Consider the following 20091-nt stretch of genomic DNA (forward strand, 5'->3'; position numbering starts at 1 on the left):
TAAATGAAATAGTATCAGTATTGTAAAATAAAGTAGCACCTACTTGTCCCGGCAAAGGATACATTTGAGATAACATAACATTTAAATGATATGATGTTACATCTGTTAATAGGTATGCTTAGTGCAATCAATATATTATCCATGCAAAATCCTACCCCAACTACGCCCCAAAAACAAGCCCTTGCCGAACTAAAATTGATATTAGCGCATCGTCAAAAATTTATAAAAGCTCACGCGGCTGAATACCTGATATGGACAGGCCACGCGGATGTAGCATTAAAAGAGTTTTTAAAGGAAGAAAAGCTGCATGGAACTGAACCCAAATACAGGGTAGTGATATGGAGAATATTAGTACAAGCCGAGCATGATGACGCACGAAAAAAGATGTGGCTCAACAAAATGTATGATGCTTATAAAGATCTGAACGGCCCTGACCGGACACATGCTACAGAGGCTTTGGCTAAACTGCAGCAACCGGTTGCCGATTTATTCCCGCAGGTAACTTCAAAAACTTTAGTGTCTGACGATAGAAATTTGCAAACTTATGCGGTTTGGGCCAGTTCTTATGGTTCGGGAATAAGGATGGAGGTTAACCGCGAAGAACTTTTGCATAGGGCATTAACCGATACAAATGCTATCATCAGGCGGATTAGCGCTTATGTTTTACGCAAAGAGCAAGGCCTAAACACACAACAATGGGATAAAATAACAGCCGCTGCCCTTGCAGCCCATAAAACCGATGAGTTATACGTAGCCCTTTTAACCACTGCCCCGGTTACAGCCCCGGCAAAAGCCGATAGTAAAAAACTAACACAAGTTGATGAATTGCTGACTAAAGATGTGCATAGCTTTAGCGTAGGCGAACGCACAGAAATAGCACAGGCCCCGGCCGAAAAAGGCACAAAAAACACTTGCCGTTATTGATAGATTTAATGAAAGATAAGGATACCGGCATATACGACCCGACGAGCGACGAAGGTGCCGATATGCGGGCCGCCGCTGCTTACGCGATATTAAAAATTGATAGCACGCAATAAAAGAAAATACTATCAATATAAATGAAAGTATCATCTAAGGGGTACCCATTGTTTTAACTTTGGTTTAATCCCCGGGTTAGCTAGCCAATTTCCGGGTAAATCAATAAGATGAAGATCACCGATGTTAAAACCATTTTACTTACGGGCCCCTGTACTTTAGACCCCTATCTTTCTGAAGCGCGAAAATTGCGCAGCGCGGCCTTTATCCAAATAAAAACCGACAGCGGGCTGATTGGCATTGGTGAAACCTATGCGGGCTATTTCTGCCCCGAGATGGTGCCGGAGATAGTGGAATTTTTTAAGCCTATCCTGATAGGTAATAACGTTGATGATATCCCCGACCTGTGGGCAAAAATGTACCATTGCGGTAATTTTTGGTGCAGGGTTGGTTTAGGCGCTATTGTACTTTGCGGGATAGAAGCGGCATTATGGGATTTAAAAGGCAAAGAGGAAAATATGCCTGTATGGAAACTACTACAGGAAAAATGGAGGAACGATTTTGGGTTAGCAGCTACCAAAGGCGCTTACCATGACAAACTACCCTGTTATGCCACCGGCGGCCCCAGCAATTATCCGTTAGATAAACTGGCAGGCAAAATAGAATTTTACCAATCGCTTGGTTTTAAAGGCGCAAAAATAGGGGCAGGCGCTTACTATAAGGATAAGGGTTTCCATATTCCGTCTGATCTTAACGAAGCTGCTGATTTGGAATCAACAAAAATGGCTTACATCCGCGAGCAGTTTGGTGATCATTTGTGGCTGATGATGGATGCGCATATGGGCAACAGTTCAACCACTACCGGGGGCTTGATACCGCTTTGGCTGTAGCCAAAGCGATGGAACCCTACAAACTATTCTTTTAGAAGAACCACTACATTATACCCGCCCGGATTTATACAGCGAATTATGTAAAAACACAACCACCCCAATTGCCGGCGGCGAGTGCCTAACTGCCTATTGCGAGTGGCAAACATTCCTTGAACAGGACAGCTTTAATATAGGCCAACCCGATGCTTCATTTACCGCCGGTTTAAATGAGTTCATGAAAGTAGCGGCCAGTCTTCATCAGCGTGGCCGTAAAATAGCGCCGCATGCCCGGGGTGCAGGCGCATCGCAAATGCAAAATATACATTGTGGTTTTGCAAGCCCAAATACTATTATATTGGAAGTGGCTCCGGCCTATGGACCTTTACATAGCGAGGTGATAGGCGATAGTCTGCAAATGAAAGATGGTTATGCCTTGCCACCCGAAAAACCCGGATTAGGCATTGAGCTTACCGAGGCTACCATTAAACGTTATCCATTTCAGCGCGGTTCGGGAGAATTTAACAGCGTGCCGGGTAAAATTTTAACCACCTGATCTATTTCTCATGAATATTTTAATTGATATGCCTGTTTATGTTCCCGCTTTAAAAAAGCTAAAGGATATGCCGGGTGTGAATGTGAAAGTAGTAGATCTGCCAGAAGAACGTGTAAGACCTCTACCCACTAATCTGATAGCTGATTGCGATGCGCTTTTCTGTACGTTTCCACCGCAAAATCACGAGGATATGGATCAGTTAAAATTTATCCAGATCAGTTCGGCAGGGTATACGCAGTTAATAGGGAAGGGATTTGATGACCGGAATGTTAAAGCCTGCAATGCACTTGGCGTTTTTGACGTACCTATAGGCGAATGGAATGTAGCGATGATGATAAATCTGGCGCGCGATATGCGTGGAATGATGCATAATCAGGATGCGGCTGTTTGGGACCGCTCGGCACGTTTCCAGCACGAGATCCGGGGCAGCATAGTAGGTATTTGGGGCTATGGAGGTATTGGTCGCGAAACCGCACGTTTAGTAAAAGCCTTGGGTATGCAAGTACATGTTTTGAGCCGCAGCGGTGTAAAACCCCGCACAGATATATATAGTGTAGCCGGCACCGGCGACCCGGAAGGCGTACTGCCCGATAAAGTTTTCTTAATGGAAGAAAAAGAAGCTTTTTGAAAGGATTGGATTTCCTCATCATAGCCATGCCCCAAACAGACACTAATGCCGGGATAATAAGCGAGGCGGAGCTGAAAATGCTAAAGCCAACCGCTTATTTACTAAATCCCGCGCGTGGCCCGCTGATTGAAGAGAAGGCGCTTATAAAAGCCCTCGAACAAAATTGGATAGCCGGCGCGGCCTTAGATACGCATTATTATTATCCAATGCCGGCAGACCACCCTTTATGGAAGATGCCTAATGTGATATTAACGCCTCATATATCCGGTTCAAGTTTAAGTCCGAAATTTTTAGAAAGGGTATGGGATATTTTTGTTCAGAATATTGAAAGGTTGCACAATGGCCGGCATTTATTAAATGAGCTTACCCCGGCCGACCTAAAAGGAAAATAAAACATTTTAAAAAGAAATATTATGAGTGATCTTAATAACACATCACGCAGAAAGTTCCTGCAAAACTCGTCATTATTGCTCGCGGCCATTCCATTAATGCGGATGAAAGGCTTTGCAGCTCCTCCGTTTAATTACCGGTGCCTGTATTGCAAAATAACATACCCCAAACCGTATTGGCCGACCACCGTATAAAGCTTGATTTTGGTAAGGAGGTAATGGTTTTAAATGATGGTTTGCAACCCTCAATGCTATGCACCCGCAAAGGGACATTGATCGTTCAGTCGCAAAATCACAATAAACCACTTCCGCAGGAAAGGATCTATTATCCATTTGCTATGTCGACGGTGGTATCGCGCGATGGCGGTGAAACATGGAATGATTTCCTTTAAAAGAAGGAGATAATGGGGTAGATATGGAAGGCGGTATCACGCAACTAAAAGATGGTACCATCATCGCCCTTGAAACGTACGTTACGCCAGGCGATAAACCCGATACCGGTGCCGGCTTAATGTACACATCAATCGATGAATATAAAACGCTGCAAGGCCCGTTTCCTATTACTTTTGATATCCCTAATGCCGAGTTCTATGGTTCAGCAGACGACGGCGGACGCCCGCATATAGCCATGCGCCTGCACCGCCGTATCCCGGAATTGCCTAACGGCGATCTGCTTACTACTATTTATGGTTTCCAGAAAGGAGATGACGAGCCTTGCCCGTATCAGCCAAAAATGAAAAAAAAGCCGGGTTATGCTGTTTAAATCTAAAAATAAAGGCAAGCATTGGGATTTTGTTTCAACTGTAGCTGTAGATAAGAAAGTAGGTACCGAAGGTTTTGGCGAGCCGGTTATTGCACGGGTATCAAAAGGGCCAAAAGCAGGTCGTTTAATTTGCCAGATGCGTACCGGGTATGAATTATATAGTAACCATTCTGACGATGGTGGTAAAACATGGACAAAAGCTAAACCATTAGTATACGCTGATCTTGATGTTTATAAAACCAACAATTGGGCGGCTATGTTTAAGGATGTTAAACGCAAAGGCGTGCTGGTTGCTCCGGATTCGCCCGAATTGATCGGTGCCGTTGTAGACCCAGACCTGATAGAAACCCGAAGTGGAATACTGATTGCCGCTTTTGGTGTGCGGATCTCAGCAAAGCTTTGCTGGACAATACCAACCTATCCGTGGAACGGCAATTATCTTGCCTTTAGCCTTGACCATGGTGATACACGGAGCCAAGTAACCCGGCTTACAACAGGGATTGATACCACACATTATATGTGTGTTGAAGAAACCCCCAAAAATAACGAGTTATTTGTTGTCTATGATTTTGGCCACTGGAACGGTAAAGAAGGCCGTTATACATATGGCCGCAAAGTGAAAATATCCGTTTAAATGTAAGGAGATGCTCACTTTTGAGCATCTCCTTAAGTGAATCTTTGGAAAATTAATGGACAAGTCAATTAGCTTATTGCTCCTTGTATTTTTAGAACAAAGGCGCTTTTGCCCGGCACTTGTTCAGGTAAATTTACTTTTAATCCGGAAGGAGTTTGCTCAAACACCAAGTTTCCTGAACTTCCTAACAGGCTAACTATTTCAACCTTGCCCGAAGTGTCTGGCTTAAGGGTTTTAATAGTCGCTACCCTGTCTGTAGGCCAGCCCAGCAAGGTGGCATAAAGCGTTTTTCCTTTAGTGACGAAGCGAATATCTTGTGCGCCAAATGGCTTGCCTTTACCTTCATTAAAGCCTTGCGCGTTTAATGGAGCGGCCGCCTCAATCGCGGGGCCTTCGCCAAAAGTTTTCAGGGCCGGGTGCCATAAATGCTTTCGCTGTTAATTTGCATCCACGAAGCTATTTCTTCTACCACAGCGCGTTCTTTTTCATCTATGGTACCATCGCCCCGTACCGGGATATTCAGCATTAGATTACCGTTTTTACTGACTACGTCAATAAGGGTATGGATAACGGTTTTAGCGCTTTTGTAGCCATTACGATCATAAACCCTGCGATTGTAATGCCAGTCGCCAATACAAGTATCGGTTTGCCATGGTTGTGCTTCTATCTGGTTGCTTTGGCCGCGCTCAATATCCCACACCATGCATTTGCGTTGCTGTTCATCTAATATCTTACCAAACACTACCGCTTCTAACTTGCCGTGTTTCTTTATGCTGGTATTGTACAGATGAGCAGCTATGCGCAAACCCGCATCGCTTACCGGCCATAACGGTAGCGCGGTATCATCAAAATAGATTACATCCGGTCCGTATTTATCTATAAGGTCAATTGTGCGGTTATAAAATTTTTCGCAATAATCTTTTGATGGTACGGCTACGCCATTGCCCCAGTTCCATTGGCGATGGATCATCCCATTGTCTAAGCTGTTCTCGCTAAGTGGATGATTTTGTGCGTACAATTCCTGCGGGTCTTCGCCGTTCCACCATTTATCTTCGCCATCAGCTTTAGTAATTTTACCATCATACGGAATGCCGGCCATTGGCCCACTTTTATCCGCACGTTGCGCGGTTTCAAGCCAGCTCCAGGCGTGGGCCGCGTGTACACTAACGCCAAAACGAAGACTATGATGCTTAGCCGCTTTTGCCCAGCCGCCTACCAAATCTTTTTTCGGCCCCATGCGGGTAGAGTTCCACTTTTGATATTTGCTGTTGTACAGGTCGAAATTATCGTGGTGATTAGCCAGCGCCATAAAATATTTGGCTCCGGCCTTTTTGTATAAACCTAATAATTCCTCAGGGTCCCAGTTTTCGGCTTTCCATTCATGGATAACATCTTTAAAACCAAACTTTGACGGATGCCCGTATTTCTGCACATGGTATTTATATTGCGAACTGCCTTCTGGTACATGCCACGCGCATACCAATCGCCATATTCGGGCTGGCACTGTGGCCCCCAATGCGCCCAAATGCCAAACTTAGCATCGCGAAACCAATCTGGCACCTGGTACTGTGTTAGCGAGTCCCGGTGGGTTTAAACGGATCGGCATAGGGTGCTTTTAATATTCGCCCTGCATAACTTTTTGAAAGATATAATGACGATAGCCCAACTGCCATCCCTTTTATTAAACTTCTTCTTTCCATAACTTAATCAACTAAAGTAAAGCCGGGCAGGTCTATTTTTTTACCGCCATCCATAGCCGATTCATGCGCCAAAATACCCACGCACGTAATATTTGCCGATTGCCTTGCATTTGGGAACGGCTGGCGGTTATTAACCAATGCTGATACAAACTCATGCACCAAGTGCGGATGAGAACCACCATGTCCTGATCCCTGAAGGAAAGAAAGGTGTTGATTATCGTCAGCGTCGTAAACGCCACCGGTAGTGAAGGCACGGATCTCTTTTGGCAGCAGGTGCGCATAGTCAGGAATGGTTACCTTTTCGGGCACTTCGCCGGTATGTATTACAGATGGTTCGTGTTCAATCAATGTCCATTCAAAGGTTTTCTTTGAGCCGTAAACATCAAAGCTTTCGCGATATTGTCTTGCGGTATTGAATAACGAGCGGGTTACCTCTGCAGAGAGGTCTGAGTCTTTAAACTTGATATGGCAGCTTTCTACAGCAAACGGCGACCCATATTTACTAATCAAATTTTCATCAATCCGGCCCGAGCCAAAGCAGGAAACATATTCGGCATCCGCTTTTGCTAATGCCAAAACCGGCCCAACGCAATGGGTTGCATAATGCATTGGCGGCAAGCCTTCCCAATAGCCCGGCCAGCCCGCCATCTCTTGCTGATGGGATGCGCGTAAAAATTGTAACCTCCCTAACTCACCATTCTCATAAAGCTCTTTCACAAACAAAAACTCGCGGCTGTAGATCACGGTTTCCATCATCATGTAGGTTAAACCGGTTTCTTTTACAGCTTCTACTATCTGGCGGCATTCTTCTACCGTAGTGGCCATAGGCACGGTACAAGCCACATGCTTACCAGCGCGTAGTGCTTTTATAGATTGCTCTGCATGGCTTTGAATAGGCGTGTTGATATGTACTGCGTCCACTTCTGGATCGCGTAATAACTCATCATAATCTGTATAACGTTTTTCAATATTAAAAGCGTCGCCTATCTGATGAAGTTTAGTATGGTCGCGCTGGCAAATGGCGTACATATTGGCGTTTGGGTGATGCTGGTAAATAGGTATAAATTCTGCCCCAAAACCTAAGCCTACAATGGCTATGTTAATTTTCTTGTTTTCCATATTATAAAATTGCGGGCTATTGTGCCCATTGTTTTAAAAATGCTAATCCTTCGGCTGCAAACTTGTCCGGCTTTGCGCTAACGGGTGCCAGATACAAACCGCTTGCGCCAGTTCCTTATTATCGGGTGTAAAGCTTTCTATTGATACTGTTCCTTTATAATTTATGGCTTCCAATCCACGGCGATAAGCGGCCCAATTGGTCTGGCCCGTTCCCGGGGTGCCCCGATAGTTTTCGGCTACTTGCACATGTATCAGCTTATCGCCTGCTAATTTAATGGCTTCCTCAATGTTCGGTTCTTCAATATTCATGTGGAAACCATCAAGGATGATTTTAGCTGCCGGATGGTCTATCTCATCAACCAAACGCACTACATCCCAGGCAGTATTTACCAGGTCTGATTCAAACCTGTTTAATGGTTCCAGTGCTATCTCTAAGCCGCGTTCCTGTGCCATATCACAAACTTTACGAAGGTTTGCGACGGCAAGTTTCCACTCGGCTTTACGTTGCTCAGGTGGCAGCATACGCGCCTTACCAACCGCCGAATACATTGGCCCGGCAAAGAATTTGGTATCCCATAATGCGCATAGGTCAAGGCAGTCGGCAATGTACTTAAAGCAATTATCGTGTATTGCCGGATCTTCATTTGTAAGGTCGCGGGTAGGGCCAAAGGCACCGCAAACAATAGCTTTCAGGTTATATTTTGCTAACGCGATCTTTACGGCGTTGCCATCAATTAAAGTCGGATCTTCAACTGCTATCTCGACCGCGTCAAAGCCCATAGCGGCAATTTTGGGGAATAGTTCTTCTATTGACGATGTTTGAAATGGCGACGTAAATAGCCAGGAGCTTACACCGAATGTTATTGGTAATGACATGTTTTTCTAATTAATAGGGAGTAGATTCCGGCTCGTCGACTTTATTTAATAAAACTGCTTTATAACCACCTTTTGATCTGAAATACAGAATAAGCAGTATAAAACTTGCCAGCATAATTAACGGGAATACCACAATATAGCGCAAGGCTTCTTTCTTCGCCGCATCGCGGATAGTGGTAACGGTCAATTGCTCGTTGGCATTTGCAGTAGCCAGTTTAGTTTGATCAAGCGCTTTGTAATCGCCAAACAGGCTGGTTTTTTGTTCGGTTACATAAGTGCTATGGATAGCTGTATTGTTCTTGCTGTCGTAACTGGTTATTTTTTGATCGACAGATTTATCCTGTATAAAACCCAGTATGCCCGCGCCGATAACTCCCGCCGCTATCATACCTAAACCACCAGTTATATTAAGCGTTAATGCACCACCTTTAGGGAAACGTTCAGACACCATGCCCAGCATTGTTGGCCAAAAAAATGTTTTGCCGAAACCATAAATAGTTGCCGCAACCAATATCATGGTACCTGCGGAAAATGACATAAAGTATAAACCCGCAGCAGCAATGGCCGAGCAGATTGCAAGCAAACCCGGTGATGAGAATTTATGAGAAATAGGCCCCGCAAAGAAGCGCAGCACAAACATAATGGCCGATGTATAAACCAATACCCAACCCGCACGAAACCTATCTTATTCATTTCCGGGGTCATCAGATCGGTTATCCAGCTGTCGGTCCCCAACTCAGTTGTGGCCAACGGGATCATGATCAGTAATAAAATAATGAACAGGGGTTGGCCGAAACTACGTGTATAGTAGCCAAAGCCCGCAGTAATTAGTAAGGTGATAATAACATTAACAGAAGTAGACCAGCCAAACACCGCACCTAATTGAAATATGATTAATGCTACAATGATTAAAGCGCCACCTGCGCCAACTTCCTGCAACATCTCTTTGTAGGATACACCTGCCTGCACACGTTCGTTTAACGGGAACTTGCGCGATATTGTCATTAAAGCGTAAGTGAGGGTTGGTATCAATATCAGGGCTATTTTATATTCCCAACGAGTATTTACACCTAAAAGCAACGCCATTATACCACCTAAAACTAAACCACCTGCCCAACCTGCGTGTAACCGGCTTAGCCATTTTATTTTTTCTTTCGGGAACATGGTTGCTACCACCGGGTTAGCCACAGCTTCAACAGTACCGTTACCAATGGCGCAAATAAATGAGCCGATGTACAGCATCCAGTACCCGCTGGCAAAAATGGTAAGTACGGCCGATGTGATATGGCAGATCACCGCAAAGATCATAGCCGTTTTATAGCCTATCTTGTCTATCACCAAACTGAACAAAACAATGCTTATGGCAAAGGGCCACAGGCCAACACCGGCAATTTCGCCTAATTGGGTTTGGGTAAGGTTAAAATCATGCCCCCATTGCGGCAATATCAGCGCACGCAAAATAAACCCGAACGCGGTAGTCACCAACGATATAAAGCATGCGTAAAACAGCTTCATATCCGGTGCATTATCTTTAGTTAGAGTGGTCATAAAAATTATGTTTACGGGTTATTTAACAACTTTCATTATCCCATTCATGATGCGCCAATGACCGGGGAACGAGCAGATAAACGGATAATCGCCCTCGGCAGCCGGCACCCTGAATTTTAGTTTAACAGTTTCTTCGGGGTTAATAAGCTTGGTGGAGAATAGCACCTCCGGCATTTTTGGTACATAGTTCTGGTCGATTCCTTTTGGGTCCTGGGCCAGCTTATCGGCAGCCGCGCCTACTTTATCAAGGCTTCCTTTTAGCAGTATTAATAAATTGTGCTGCATAAAATCGGGGTTGGTAAATTCAATTTCAACCATGCTGCCGGCCTTTACGGCAAAGGTTTTGGTATCATACTTCATAGCGTTTTTTACCACCGCTATTTTTACAGTTTGGTCAGGACGGGTGCGGGCCAGGTCGCGTTGGGTAGCAGCTTTTTCGTTTGCTGCCCTCATTTCTTCTAAAGCGCCTTTAACATGGGTTGCTATAGCAACTTTTACCGCACGGCTTATCCAATAATCATTAGCGTTTTGCGGAACTTTTTGAGCTTCCAATAATACACTACCCATCGCCTCAGAAGCAGGCATATCAGCAATAGCCAATATAGCTGCCAAACGGGTATTTAGGTTGATATCATTTAACAAACCTGCTTTTTGAATAGCCGCCATTGACTGTGCATTTTTTGGCAACACCTGCAATGCCGCTTTGCGTACCCCTGCTGATGGATGGGTTAAAGCATCTTCGGCAACCGCCAGTGCTTCGGCGTTTGATCCATCTAATAGTCCTAAACCATTTAGGGTCCATAAAGCATGAATTGCAGGAGCGTTAATCCCTATAGCATCAATACTTTTGTCGCGGATAAGACCGAATAATTGCGGCGCTAATTGTTTGTACCCGCCTTCAACAATCAGTCGTTGCGCTGTGGTGCGCCAAAACATATTGTCGCTTTGTAAGCCAGCTACTAATCCTTCCGCGTTATTTTTATCAAGTTGTGTAATGGGCGATGGTTTGGCGCCATCATAAACTATGCGGTAAATACGGCCATGAGTACGGTCGCGCAAGGGGTTAATGTAAGCATTACCCTTGCCGTTTTGAAAACCTTTTGGCGTAGGGTTATGCTGAATAATAAAGTTATACCAATCGCATACCCATAAGGCACCATCCGGGCCAACTTCGGATTGAACAGGGCCCATCCATTCGTCGGCGCTGGCTAAAAAGTTCCAGCCATCTTTTTCTTTAAAGCCAGATCCATCCGGCTCTAAAATAGCCCGGTGAATAACACGACCGGTAGGCTCATTTACAAAACCTACTTTGTTCCAATATTCTTCGGGGAAGTTACGGGCGGTGTATAAATTATGTCCCGCGGCAGCGGTAAAACCATTAAACACGTCAACCGGCGCAGGTTTTTAGTTACTACGTGCATACCATAGTGACCCTCTATTTTCCGGACAGACTCCATTCCCGGCATAGCCAACCGTTGCAGGTAGGGTAGTGGTATCCCCGGGTAATCGCTATGTGAGTTATTTGCGGTTGATACAAATACATCAAAATTCTCAGAGAAACCCAGTCCCCGGTATTGTTGCTGGTTGATCCTAAATGCTCCAGACTTTTACCATCGCTGGTAAACCTATAAACTGCCCTGGTTAAAGTTAAATTTCTGACCGCCAACGGTTCCGTTGAAACCCGAGTACCCAACTGTCCCCCAGATCTTGTTATCCAAACCATATTTTAAATTTGAAGGCCCTGCGTGGGTATCAAACGTTCCCCAACCTGTAAATAGTTTTTCTCTTACGTCGGCCTTATCATCGCCATCTGTATCTTTTAAAAAAGAAAATCAGGAGCCTGCGATATAATTACACCACCACGCGCAAAGACAATACTGGTAGGTATATTTAAATGTTCAGCAAAAATGGTAAACTTATCGGCTTTGCCATCACCGTTAGTATCTTCCAAAATCTTAATGCGATCCAGTCCCTCGCCTTTATTATCTCTTACTGTATTTGGGTAATCAATAGTTTCTAATACCCAAAGCCTGCCTCGTTCGTCCCAGGCCATAGCTATCGGTTTCTCAATATCGGGCTCTGCAGCAAATAGTTGCATTTTAAAACCCACAGGGATTTGCGTTAATAATTGCGATTCGGCCGGAGATAGCGGGGCCTGCAATTTAGGGGCAGGGTTACGGTTCTCATAGTTTGGAATGTCTGCCACAGTATATTCAGGATTTGGCTTAGGTAGCTTTTCTAAATCCTTTTCTGCTTTTTTGCCGACTGCCCATAACACACCGTTTTCCAGCATTTTTAAAAAATCAGGCTGTTTCCGGTACGCTCGTCATGACCGTAAGCGGTGTAAAACACACGGCCCTTGCCATAGGTATTCGTCCGGTATAAGGTTCATGGTGGTCGCCTTCAACACGCTCTGTTATCACATGGATATCTTTGTTGATCTTAGTGTGTACATAGGTTTCATCGAGGTGGTAAAAGCGTTTACACCTTTTAGTATGGGATTTTTTTATCTACCACAACCATTTTAAAGGTGTCGGTTTTATGAGTGCTGAACTGTCCGCCTATCAGCTTAACCACTTCGTCGTTATTACGGAAACAGAATGATGCGCAATGCACCGGGATAAATCCTTTTCCACTTTTTACGTATTGCAATAAGGCCTTTGCTTGTGATTGCGAAATAGTATCGTAATTGGCGTAAACCATTAAGCCGTCGTATTTTGACAGTGTGGCGTCGTTCAGATCGTCCGGATTAGTGGTATAGGTAATGTTAATCCCATCCTTAAAAAAGCCTGCTGAACTATTTCGGCCAGTTTGCCCGATTCGTGGTGAGCGGCGGTGTGGCCAAGGAATAAGATCTCCGGTGATGCGGCGGATCACTTTTAAATGTACTGTTAATGCTTACAAAAGCCACCGGGCAAACTGCCGCCAGGGTAATATACTTCTTCATGAAAGTTAGCTAAATAGGTTTATATATTACCTAATAGATTAGGTATAAACAAATATGCTTATCAAATCCTTTACTTTTTTGTCCAATTCTGACTGTATTTTGTCCTTAATAATTTAGATTTGATTTATTTTATGCAAATAATCAATTATGAAGGCAGCTATTCACAAGTCGGCTATACCAGAATCGCAGATATTTATGATCAAGTATCTGGAAGATCAATATTTTGATCCCGTTTGGCACTCGCATTCAGAATACCAGCTTTTCGTCCCGCTTGAGGGTACGGGTACGCGTTTTATAGGTGATAGCATCAAAGCTTTCAAACCCGGTGAACTTATATTAACCGGAGCAAATTTGCCGCATTTGTGGCGAAGCGACGAGGCCTATTTTGAAAAGAACAGTGTGTTAAAGATCCGCGGCGTTGTGATCTATTTGCAGGAAAGTTTGCTGGGCGAACACCTCATGGCTAAGGATGAAATGGTACAATTGAAAAAGCTATTCAAGCGGTCGTCGCGCGGATTGGAGTTTTATGGAAACGTAAAGAAACAGGTAATAACGATGATGAATGAACTGGTGCAGCTAACTGGTTTAGAATCATTTATTCATCTGCTTAAAATCTTAAACTTGTTGTCGTCTACAAAAGAATATCACTACATATCGCACAATGAATATGTCGATCCCTTCAAAGAGAATGAAACCGACAGGATGAGCAATGTCTATGAATATATCCTGAAGAACTACCGTAAGAAAATACACCTTAATGAATTGGCCGACATGTTATGTATGACCCCATCTTCTTTTAGCCGTTATTTTGCCGCCGCTAACAATAAGGGTTTCGCCAGGTTTATTACCGAACTTAGAATTAAGCATGCGTGCAAGTTACTTACAGAAACAGACCTGAGCGTTGCAATGATTTCAGAGAGATCAGGATTTAAAACCCTTTCAAACTTTAATAAGCAGTTTAGAGACGAAATGAAAAAAAAGCCCTCGGATTATAGAAAGGAGTTTTTGAATATATAGTTAGTTAGCACTTCGCACTAACTCCTATATCCTTTTGACTGATGACCATAAACTAACCCTAAAGTAATCCGGTTTACCATCAATTTCTGTTTTAGGTTTAAGACGTAATACTTGCGCTTTATAATTTATCTCTGATCATTTATATAGAAGTAATATAATCTTACTAATGCTTTGTTGCATACGGGCTTGTTACTGCTATTTTGCTTCGCTTACGGTTTTATTTGAAATGTCCTTTACAACTTTATCCAACTCGTGCGCGGAGCTCATGATGTAGTCAAGCAGTTTGGTAACCTCGCCATTAACAGATTGCTCTTCTTTTAATATTTTTACCAAACCCATAAGACGGGCCAGCGGGGCACGCACTAAGTGCGACTGCATCCAGGCTATCTCCCATAGCTGTGATTCGGCGATCTTAGCCGCTGTGATATCAAGACAGGAGCCGATCATTTTTTCGGGATTGCCATCATCATCACAAAGCACCCTGCCCCATGATTTGAGGTGGCGCAACTCACCATTCGGGCGGATGATCCTTTCCTCAAATACCACATCTTATTTAGTGTTTAATGCACCAAGAATAATATTTTGCACCGGCTCGCGATCCTCCTCGTGCAGCATAGACATGTAGCTTTCGTAAGTAGCAACGTGGTTGTCCTTGTCAACACCGTATATGCTAAATAATACGTCCGACCATTTAACTGTATTATTCTTAATATCCCACTGCCAGTTGCCAAAGTTGGCCAGCTCCCCGCCCCTGGATCATTAGCATGGTAGTCTCTTTAATCAGCCGGGCATGCTGCCTGTTCTCCAGTATCACCTTTAGGATAGCGGTCGATCGATCGATCACCATCTGATCCATAGTGTCTGGAGCTTTTGTATAGTCGTAATACATGCCAAATACGGCCATTACGTTATTATCACTGTCGATGATGGGACATGACCAGCATGCTTTTAAGTTATATTTTAAAGCAAGGTGCCCGTAGTTTTCCCACAAAGGATCAGTTGAGATATCAGACACGATCACTTTCGCCTTTAGATAAGCCGAGGCGCCGCAGGAGCCGCCCTGTTTGCTGATAGGCAGACCGTTTATGGCAGCCAGGGTAATCTTTAGGGAGCGATGGCGCGGCTAACACAAATAACTTATTATTTTTAACCTGCATTAGCGAACAATTCATATGCGGCAGCAAACTTTCTATCCCTTTTAAATAAGTAGCAAGTATGCCCTGCAGGTCCTGCTCTTTGTCGGCCACAAGCTCCAATACATTTTTTTCGAGGTTATCCGGGTCTGACAATAGTTTTGAACTGGTGATATCGATCATTACACCGCGTAGCAGTTTTGGCACGCCGTTTTCGGCAATTACCGATACAAGGTCTTTTATCCATACCAACCCGCCGTCGGCCTTTAGCATGCGGTAATCAAAGACATGGTTCAGCACTTTGCGGGTTTGTGTCTGGCAAAAATTTATGGCCCAGTGGCGGTCAGTCTCGTAAATGTGATTGGCCCAAAAGTCAGGGTCGCTTAGCCATTGCTCGGAGGTATAACCCAGTATCTTGTTTATTTTATTACTGATGTAGGTAAATTTAAAAGTATTGGCATCAGCTTCCCACACCACACCATCTACCGACTCAATGAGCGCCTGATATTGGTTGCTCGACTCAATGAGCGCTTTTTCGGCTGCTTTTTTGCAGTTATATCCTGTGTAACGCCATATAATCGTATACATTCACCATTTTTTAAATCAGCTTTGCCGGTGCTGCGTACCCAGCGCGGGTTACCTTTGGCAGTAATTATCTCCAACTCAACATCAAATACACCTTTTTTTTCCACGGCCTCGTTTATGGCGTTGATCAGTATTTCGCGTGTTCGGTCGTCTTTATATAAAGCTAATGATGATTCAAATGTAGGCTGATGATCCGGGGGAACCTCGTATATATCTTTCAGTACATCCGACCATACGATAGAATTATCCACCATATTTACCTCCCAGTTACCAATGTGTGCTATTCGCTGCGATTCGCTTAAAAACTTTTCATGTTTAATCAGGTCTTCGTAAAGGGCATTTTCTTTTTTTGCGCCGCTACAACGTCCGTAATATCATTGATAGTGCGGATGATGTACTCCACCTCGCCATCATCGCCCGGTAAAGGCGTGTTAAATATATTTAGATATTTTAACTCGGTACTCTTAGTCTCAGGTAGCTGGAATTCAAACTTTACGGCAGATTGTTTCTGCGCTGCTTTATCTTTAAGTAATTGGCCCAGAGAATTTAATGTTTCGTCGATATTGCTGTAGTGGTTATGCAGCAGGTCCGCAAAGCTTTTACCGATAATATCCTTATGATGTGTGTTAGTAAGTGTTTTATACGCCTCGTTAGCAAAAACGATAGTATAGACCGGGTGATCTGCCTTTAATAATACGGTTGGGATAGGTTGGGCATTAAATAAAACGCTCCAATGTTTTTCTTTTATCATATAATTCACCTGCTACCAGTAAATTAAAATTAAGCAATACTTTCAGCAACGAATAATTTATCTGTTATTTATTGCCGGGGTTGATAGACTTTTTATCGCTGCCGATAAAACTTCGTTTAAACGTGTTGCTATTTATAAAGGCGAAGATTAATATTTACATTTTATGGTTAATAGGTCCATGAAAATAAATTTTCTTTCATCTACTACCACCTGACCTCGTAGCTGTCTTACTAATATACCAGGCGTATAAACCAATAATAAACCAAGTATCGAATAACCCGCTGAATGACTATGCTGTGAGCGTTAATGACTTGATGCATGCATATAGTTCTGTAAGTTGTTCACCAATTATATCCGTATGAAAATTAATAAAATAGCAACCTTTGGCTTGCTCACTACTTTTTTAATTTTTACAAGTCCATCTTGTAAAAAACAACAACCGGCTGGGGGTACTAAACGATTATCCCGCCAGTTACTGGCGGAAATACAGAAACTTATACCTATTCTGGCCCCGGCGAATATAATATCGGCGTTTTTACTATCCCGGCTGGCGGGATAATATCAATGCATCCAACCCTCTACCATGGAACCAGATAAAAGCATATCCTGAAAGAGAACCGTTATTAGGTTGGTATAAAGAGGGTGAGATAGCCCTTGCCGAGCAACAAATCCAATGGATGCATGATTATGGGATTGATTTTGTAGTGTACGACTGGTATTGGAATAAAGGAAATTATGAGGATAATGGGCACGCTTTGCAAGCTTATCTTGCGGCAAAAAATAAAAACTTACTTAAGTTTTCATTGCTTTGGGATAATGCATCAACCGCTACCTTAAACGAAACGCAGTTTACCAGTATGGTTAAAAGCTGGATAACCACCTGCTTTTCGCAGCCTCAGTTTTTAAAAGTTAATGGGATGCCGCTGGTTTATATTTTTTCGATTTCCAACCTTCATGAAGACGCAAAAAGTTTGGTATGACATCTAAACAATTATTGGATGAAGCGGATGCAATGGCCAAAGCCGCAGGTTATGCAGGTATCAGCTTTGTAGCTAACACTACCGGCCAGCCCGGCGACGAGTATTGGTTAGATTATGGGGTAAAGAATAGTTATGATCTTTTCTCGGCTTATAATTATCACCGGGGGCCTGATATTAATGTACAATCGCAAAGTTACCGGGAGTTAAGTGACGGGTACGGCACACTGGAAATTTGTTATTAGTAAAACACAGGGCCTGAATTTTATTGTACCAATGACATCCGGCTGGAACAGGAAGCCCCTGGGGTGGCAGTTCAAATCCTTTGCACGATAATTCTGTAAGTGCGCCCGAGTTATTTGAACAGCACCTCTCACGGGCTAAAGCCTTCATGGATGAAAATCCGCAGAAAACCATGAAAATGGGCGTGATATGTGCATGGAACGAATTTGGCGAGGGCTCCTATATAGAACCAACAAAAACATTCCAGATGCAATACACGGAAAAGGTTAAAAAAGTATTTGGTACACAGTAGTTCCATTTAATAAAATATGTTAGCATTGATAGGTATTTAGCTATATTTATATAACAACAATTATAAGTGCCGGTATATAACACGTTTACAGATAATGAACTGATAGCCTTTATAAAAGAGGGCCATGAGACTGCTTTTGCCGAACTTTACCGAAGGTATAAAGGTTGTTTATACCTGCATGCCTATAGAATGTTGCAGGATAAAGACGAGGCAATGGATATTGTTCAGGAGTTTTTTGCAACTATATGGGCCAAACGCGATACACTTATTATTACTACCACGGTAAATAGCTATTTATATAGCGCTATACGTAACCGCATTTTAAATTTTATTGCGCATCAAAAGGTAGTTGCCGGGTACACCAATAGTTTGGAAGATTATCTTGAAGCAGGCAGTCCCGCATCAGATGAAAAATTTCTGGAGAAAGAATTGATCAGCCTGATAGAAAATGAAGTGGCCCTGCTACCTCCCAAAATGCGCCAGTGTTTGAGCTAAGCCGAAAGCACGACTTATCACACAAAGAAATTGCCGCCCAATTAAATATTTCGGATAAAACAGTGAAAAAACAAGTGAGCAATGCCATTAAAATAATTAGGCTCAAACTTAAGGTGAGCCTGCTCTCTATATTATTTATGTAGATGTTAAAAAACGTTGTTTTTTTAACTTTATCTACTACCACCTGCCGCTTATACTGTCATAATATAAAAATAGGCCAATAATCTGGCTATACCAGTTAAACCGGGAGTTGCATTAACTCATTATTTTTTTAATAGAAAATCAATACTCAATACAATTTTGTAATGGATAAGAAACGAGCGGAGCAGCTTTTTGAGAAATATAGAAATGGCGAGCTAACTGATAAAGAACGTTCAGAACTTAACGGCTGGTATTTGCACCATGCTAAGTTATCTGAACCATTAACAGATGAAACAATATATAAGCAACAAATGGAAACGCTTGATGAGGCTTTTCCCTTTCGCACTGTTAAGCCTGTTAAAACACTTGTGTGGTTACCGCGTTTAGCTGCCGCGGCTGCCATATTATTTAGTATTGGGGCAGGTATTTATTTTTATTCTGATAAGGCACGTAAGAAAGTATCGCCGCAACTTGTAGCAGTGCATGATATCTCCTCAGGAAATAACAAAGCGTATTTAACGCTTGATAATGGTAAACGCATATTGCTTACCGGAGCTAAAAACGGTACCATCGCAATTCAGCGTGGTATTGACATCACCAAAACATCCACCGGCGAAATAATTTATAAGACAGGTACCAACGGCACTTCATCAACCAATAATGAGATTGCATATAATACAATAGAAACACCTAATGGCGGGCAATACCGGGTTTATTTACCGGATGGTACGCATGTTTGGTTAAATGCCGCGTCAAAGTTAAAGTATCCAACATCATTTGCCGGTTTAAGTAACCGTAAAGTTGAGCTTAGCGGCGAGGCTTATTTCGAGGTAACTAAAGATAAAACCAAACCATTTATTGTAGCCTCAAAAAATCAAACTGTAGAGGTATTGGGCACACACTTTAACATCAACGCCTACACTGATGAAACTAATACCAAAACCACGTTATTGGAAGGCTCAGTAAAAATCGTTTCAAACAACGTCTCGCGTGTTTTAAAACCGGGCCAGCAAGCTAGGGTAGGTAACGATATTATAATAAGCGACGAAGATACCGAAGAAGCTGTAGCCGGAAAAACGGATACTTCAGGTTTGATGATGAGCGGCTAGAAACGGTAATGCGCAAAATTGCCCGTTGGTATGATGTACAAGTGAGCTATAAAGACGAAGCGCTTAAAAACGAAACATTTGCTGCCGTAAGTACCGGGTTTACCAATGTATCCGGACTGCTAAAAATGCTCGAGCAAACAGGCGTGGCAAAATTCACCATCGAAGATAATAAGATCATAATAACCAGAAAAAATAAACGGACTGACCATCCAAAGAACCAATTATTGCCTAACCAATCTAAATTATGAAGAGAAGAAGAGATCAGAACACCTCGTGATACGAGGGTAACTAAGGGCTTATAAAGGCAAAATCAGGAACACTCGCGATGTCCCTGATCTTAAAGCCTG

The 20091-nt window shown here is 43.1% G+C and carries 28 protein-coding genes and 2 pseudogenes; 16 read left to right on the top strand and 14 right to left on the bottom strand.

The window, feature by feature from the left end; all coding sequences use genetic code 11:
• Window positions 1–90 precede the first annotated feature (90 nt).
• The 8 genes from HK413_RS02010 (at window position 91) to HK413_RS02045 (ending at window position 4811) form a co-directional block, all read left to right on the top strand.
• Window positions 91–924, top strand: a complete 834-nt coding sequence (locus HK413_RS02010; RefSeq protein ID WP_175268948.1) for a hypothetical protein — start codon at window positions 91–93, stop codon at window positions 922–924.
• A 221-nt stretch (window positions 925–1145) separates the two neighbouring features.
• Window positions 1146–1865: an enolase-like domain-containing protein gene (locus HK413_RS02015; RefSeq protein ID WP_175268949.1), complete on the top strand. Its 720-nt coding sequence runs from the start codon at window positions 1146–1148 to the stop codon at window positions 1863–1865.
• A 25-nt stretch (window positions 1866–1890) separates the two neighbouring features.
• The gene (locus HK413_RS02020; protein ID WP_175268984.1) at window positions 1891–2397 is read left to right on the top strand and encodes an enolase C-terminal domain-like protein; all 507 of its coding nucleotides are present in this window, start codon (window positions 1891–1893) and stop codon (window positions 2395–2397) included.
• A 10-nt stretch (window positions 2398–2407) separates the two neighbouring features.
• Entirely contained in the window at window positions 2408–3025 is a 618-nt protein-coding gene (locus HK413_RS18995; protein WP_175268950.1) for an NAD(P)-dependent oxidoreductase, read from the top strand.
• Window positions 3022–3417, top strand: coding sequence for an NAD(P)-dependent oxidoreductase (locus HK413_RS19000; protein ID WP_175268951.1), 396 nt, complete (start codon window positions 3022–3024; stop codon window positions 3415–3417). Before HK413_RS18995 ends, HK413_RS19000 begins: the two co-directional genes overlap by 4 nt.
• A gap of 146 nt (window positions 3418–3563) precedes the next feature.
• Complete coding sequence (locus tag HK413_RS02035) at window positions 3564–3806, top strand: hypothetical protein (protein WP_175268952.1); 243 nt, start codon at window positions 3564–3566, stop codon at window positions 3804–3806.
• A gap of 23 nt (window positions 3807–3829) precedes the next feature.
• The gene (locus HK413_RS02040) at window positions 3830–4177 is read left to right on the top strand and encodes a hypothetical protein (protein ID WP_175268953.1); all 348 of its coding nucleotides are present in this window, start codon (window positions 3830–3832) and stop codon (window positions 4175–4177) included.
• Window positions 4167–4811 carry a sialidase family protein gene (locus HK413_RS02045; protein ID WP_175268954.1) on the top strand — a complete coding sequence of 215 codons (645 nt, stop codon included), beginning with the start codon at window positions 4167–4169 and terminating at the stop codon, window positions 4809–4811. The genes HK413_RS02040 and HK413_RS02045 overlap by 11 nt, the downstream gene beginning before the upstream one ends.
• A gap of 68 nt (window positions 4812–4879) precedes the next feature.
• Here HK413_RS02045 and HK413_RS19005 read toward each other — a convergent pair whose 3' ends face one another.
• The 9 genes and pseudogenes from HK413_RS19005 to HK413_RS16150 form a co-directional block, all read right to left on the bottom strand.
• Window positions 4880–5221, bottom strand: coding sequence for an alpha-L-fucosidase C-terminal domain-containing protein (locus HK413_RS19005; RefSeq protein WP_262886738.1), 342 nt, complete (start codon window positions 5219–5221; stop codon window positions 4880–4882).
• A pseudogene (locus tag HK413_RS02050) lies at window positions 5218–6371 on the bottom strand (alpha-L-fucosidase). Before HK413_RS02050 ends, HK413_RS19005 begins: the two are co-directional and overlap by 4 nt.
• Window positions 6372–6514: 143 nt before the next feature.
• Window positions 6515–7630, bottom strand: coding sequence for a Gfo/Idh/MocA family protein (locus HK413_RS02055; RefSeq protein ID WP_175268955.1), 1116 nt, complete (start codon window positions 7628–7630; stop codon window positions 6515–6517).
• 42 nt (window positions 7631–7672) lie between these two features.
• Window positions 7673–8506 (bottom strand): sugar phosphate isomerase/epimerase family protein, encoded by an 834-nt coding sequence (locus HK413_RS02060; protein ID WP_217451958.1) that lies wholly within the window; start codon window positions 8504–8506, stop codon window positions 7673–7675.
• Window positions 8507–8516: 10 nt separating this feature from the next.
• Complete coding sequence (locus tag HK413_RS14440) at window positions 8517–9044, bottom strand: hypothetical protein (RefSeq protein ID WP_217451959.1); 528 nt, start codon at window positions 9042–9044, stop codon at window positions 8517–8519.
• Complete coding sequence (locus HK413_RS02065; protein ID WP_217451960.1) at window positions 9020–10054, bottom strand: MFS transporter; 1035 nt, start codon at window positions 10052–10054, stop codon at window positions 9020–9022. The genes HK413_RS14440 and HK413_RS02065 overlap by 25 nt, the downstream gene beginning before the upstream one ends.
• Before the next feature lie 18 nt (window positions 10055–10072).
• Complete coding sequence (locus HK413_RS20510; protein WP_175268956.1) at window positions 10073–11440, bottom strand: DUF7133 domain-containing protein; 1368 nt, start codon at window positions 11438–11440, stop codon at window positions 10073–10075.
• 239 nt (window positions 11441–11679) lie between these two features.
• Window positions 11680–12347: pseudogene (locus tag HK413_RS02075) on the bottom strand (PVC-type heme-binding CxxCH protein).
• A gap of 197 nt (window positions 12348–12544) precedes the next feature.
• Window positions 12545–12931 carry a ThuA domain-containing protein gene (locus tag HK413_RS16150; RefSeq protein ID WP_175268958.1) on the bottom strand — a complete coding sequence of 129 codons (387 nt, stop codon included), beginning with the start codon at window positions 12929–12931 and terminating at the stop codon, window positions 12545–12547.
• A gap of 217 nt (window positions 12932–13148) precedes the next feature.
• On the opposite strand from HK413_RS16150, the gene HK413_RS02085 reads away from it, so the two are divergent.
• On the top strand, window positions 13149–14018 hold the full coding sequence (locus HK413_RS02085) for an AraC family transcriptional regulator (RefSeq protein WP_175268959.1): 870 nt from the start codon (window positions 13149–13151) through the stop codon (window positions 14016–14018).
• A gap of 195 nt (window positions 14019–14213) precedes the next feature.
• Here the strand turns inward: HK413_RS02085 and HK413_RS02090 are convergent, their stop codons facing one another.
• The 5 genes from HK413_RS02090 to HK413_RS02110 all read right to left on the bottom strand — a co-directional run bounded on the left by HK413_RS02090 (window position 14214) and on the right by HK413_RS02110 (window position 16487).
• Window positions 14214–14564 (bottom strand): histidine kinase dimerization/phospho-acceptor domain-containing protein, encoded by a 351-nt coding sequence (locus HK413_RS02090; RefSeq protein ID WP_175268960.1) that lies wholly within the window; start codon window positions 14562–14564, stop codon window positions 14214–14216.
• A 160-nt stretch (window positions 14565–14724) separates the two neighbouring features.
• Window positions 14725–15033 carry a hypothetical protein gene (locus HK413_RS02095; protein ID WP_175268961.1) on the bottom strand — a complete coding sequence of 103 codons (309 nt, stop codon included), beginning with the start codon at window positions 15031–15033 and terminating at the stop codon, window positions 14725–14727.
• Window positions 15026–15628: a PAS domain-containing protein gene (locus HK413_RS02100; RefSeq protein WP_317169202.1), complete on the bottom strand. Its 603-nt coding sequence runs from the start codon at window positions 15626–15628 to the stop codon at window positions 15026–15028. The genes HK413_RS02095 and HK413_RS02100 overlap by 8 nt, the downstream gene beginning before the upstream one ends.
• A 5-nt stretch (window positions 15629–15633) precedes the next feature.
• The gene (locus HK413_RS02105; RefSeq protein ID WP_175268963.1) at window positions 15634–15990 is read right to left on the bottom strand and encodes a PAS domain-containing protein; all 357 of its coding nucleotides are present in this window, start codon (window positions 15988–15990) and stop codon (window positions 15634–15636) included.
• A 65-nt stretch (window positions 15991–16055) separates the two neighbouring features.
• Window positions 16056–16487 carry a PAS domain-containing protein gene (locus tag HK413_RS02110; protein ID WP_175268964.1) on the bottom strand — a complete coding sequence of 144 codons (432 nt, stop codon included), beginning with the start codon at window positions 16485–16487 and terminating at the stop codon, window positions 16056–16058.
• A gap of 677 nt (window positions 16488–17164) precedes the next feature.
• Here HK413_RS02110 and HK413_RS02115 point away from each other — a divergent pair.
• The 7 genes from HK413_RS02115 to HK413_RS02140 all read left to right on the top strand — a co-directional run bounded on the left by HK413_RS02115 (window position 17165) and on the right by HK413_RS02140 (window position 19992).
• Window positions 17165–17467, top strand: coding sequence for a glycoside hydrolase family 71/99 protein (locus HK413_RS02115; protein ID WP_175268965.1), 303 nt, complete (start codon window positions 17165–17167; stop codon window positions 17465–17467).
• Complete coding sequence (locus HK413_RS02120) at window positions 17464–17709, top strand: hypothetical protein (RefSeq protein ID WP_175268966.1); 246 nt, start codon at window positions 17464–17466, stop codon at window positions 17707–17709. The genes HK413_RS02115 and HK413_RS02120 overlap by 4 nt, the downstream gene beginning before the upstream one ends.
• An 80-nt stretch (window positions 17710–17789) precedes the next feature.
• Window positions 17790–17999: a glycoside hydrolase family 99-like domain-containing protein gene (locus HK413_RS02125; protein WP_175268967.1), complete on the top strand. Its 210-nt coding sequence runs from the start codon at window positions 17790–17792 to the stop codon at window positions 17997–17999.
• Between the two features lie 66 nt (window positions 18000–18065).
• Entirely contained in the window at window positions 18066–18494 is a 429-nt protein-coding gene (locus HK413_RS16155) for an RNA polymerase sigma factor (RefSeq protein ID WP_317169203.1), read from the top strand.
• The gene (locus tag HK413_RS16160; protein WP_317169204.1) at window positions 18482–18637 is read left to right on the top strand and encodes a sigma factor-like helix-turn-helix DNA-binding protein; all 156 of its coding nucleotides are present in this window, start codon (window positions 18482–18484) and stop codon (window positions 18635–18637) included. Before HK413_RS16155 ends, HK413_RS16160 begins: the two co-directional genes overlap by 13 nt.
• Window positions 18638–18799: 162 nt before the next feature.
• The gene (locus HK413_RS02135) at window positions 18800–19744 is read left to right on the top strand and encodes a FecR family protein (protein WP_175268968.1); all 945 of its coding nucleotides are present in this window, start codon (window positions 18800–18802) and stop codon (window positions 19742–19744) included.
• 8 nt (window positions 19745–19752) lie between these two features.
• Window positions 19753–19992, top strand: coding sequence for a DUF4974 domain-containing protein (locus tag HK413_RS02140; protein ID WP_175268969.1), 240 nt, complete (start codon window positions 19753–19755; stop codon window positions 19990–19992).
• The last annotated feature ends 99 nt before the right edge of the window (window positions 19993–20091 follow it).

Source organism: Mucilaginibacter humi (assembly GCF_013087555.1).

What these genes read in the sequence shown, in the direction of transcription:
- HK413_RS18995 (WP_175268950.1), top strand. Translation starts at nt 2,408, where the DNA reads ATGAATATTTTAATTGATATGCCTGTTTATGTTCCCGCTTTAAAAAAG.
- HK413_RS02045 (WP_175268954.1), top strand. Translation starts at nt 4,167, where the DNA reads ATGCTGTTTAAATCTAAAAATAAAGGCAAGCATTGGGATTTTGTTTCA.
- HK413_RS02055 (WP_175268955.1), bottom strand. Translation starts at nt 7,630, where the DNA reads ATGGAAAACAAGAAAATTAACATAGCCATTGTAGGCTTAGGTTTTGGG.
- HK413_RS02040 (WP_175268953.1), top strand. Translation starts at nt 3,830, where the DNA reads ATGGAAGGCGGTATCACGCAACTAAAAGATGGTACCATCATCGCCCTT.
- HK413_RS14440 (WP_217451959.1), bottom strand. Translation starts at nt 9,044, where the DNA reads ATGTCATTTTCCGCAGGTACCATGATATTGGTTGCGGCAACTATTTAT.
- HK413_RS02085 (WP_175268959.1), top strand. Translation starts at nt 13,149, where the DNA reads ATGAAGGCAGCTATTCACAAGTCGGCTATACCAGAATCGCAGATATTT.
- HK413_RS02135 (WP_175268968.1), top strand. Translation starts at nt 18,800, where the DNA reads ATGGATAAGAAACGAGCGGAGCAGCTTTTTGAGAAATATAGAAATGGC.
- HK413_RS02115 (WP_175268965.1), top strand. Translation starts at nt 17,165, where the DNA reads ATGCATGATTATGGGATTGATTTTGTAGTGTACGACTGGTATTGGAAT.
- HK413_RS02140 (WP_175268969.1), top strand. Translation starts at nt 19,753, where the DNA reads ATGCGCAAAATTGCCCGTTGGTATGATGTACAAGTGAGCTATAAAGAC.
- HK413_RS02010 (WP_175268948.1), top strand. Translation starts at nt 91, where the DNA reads ATGATGTTACATCTGTTAATAGGTATGCTTAGTGCAATCAATATATTA.
- HK413_RS02060 (WP_217451958.1), bottom strand. Translation starts at nt 8,506, where the DNA reads ATGTCATTACCAATAACATTCGGTGTAAGCTCCTGGCTATTTACGTCG.
- HK413_RS02015 (WP_175268949.1), top strand. Translation starts at nt 1,146, where the DNA reads ATGAAGATCACCGATGTTAAAACCATTTTACTTACGGGCCCCTGTACT.
- HK413_RS02065 (WP_217451960.1), bottom strand. Translation starts at nt 10,054, where the DNA reads ATGACCACTCTAACTAAAGATAATGCACCGGATATGAAGCTGTTTTAC.
- HK413_RS02110 (WP_175268964.1), bottom strand. Translation starts at nt 16,487, where the DNA reads ATGATAAAAGAAAAACATTGGAGCGTTTTATTTAATGCCCAACCTATC.
- HK413_RS02120 (WP_175268966.1), top strand. Translation starts at nt 17,464, where the DNA reads ATGACATCTAAACAATTATTGGATGAAGCGGATGCAATGGCCAAAGCC.
- HK413_RS02105 (WP_175268963.1), bottom strand. Translation starts at nt 15,990, where the DNA reads ATGGTGGATAATTCTATCGTATGGTCGGATGTACTGAAAGATATATAC.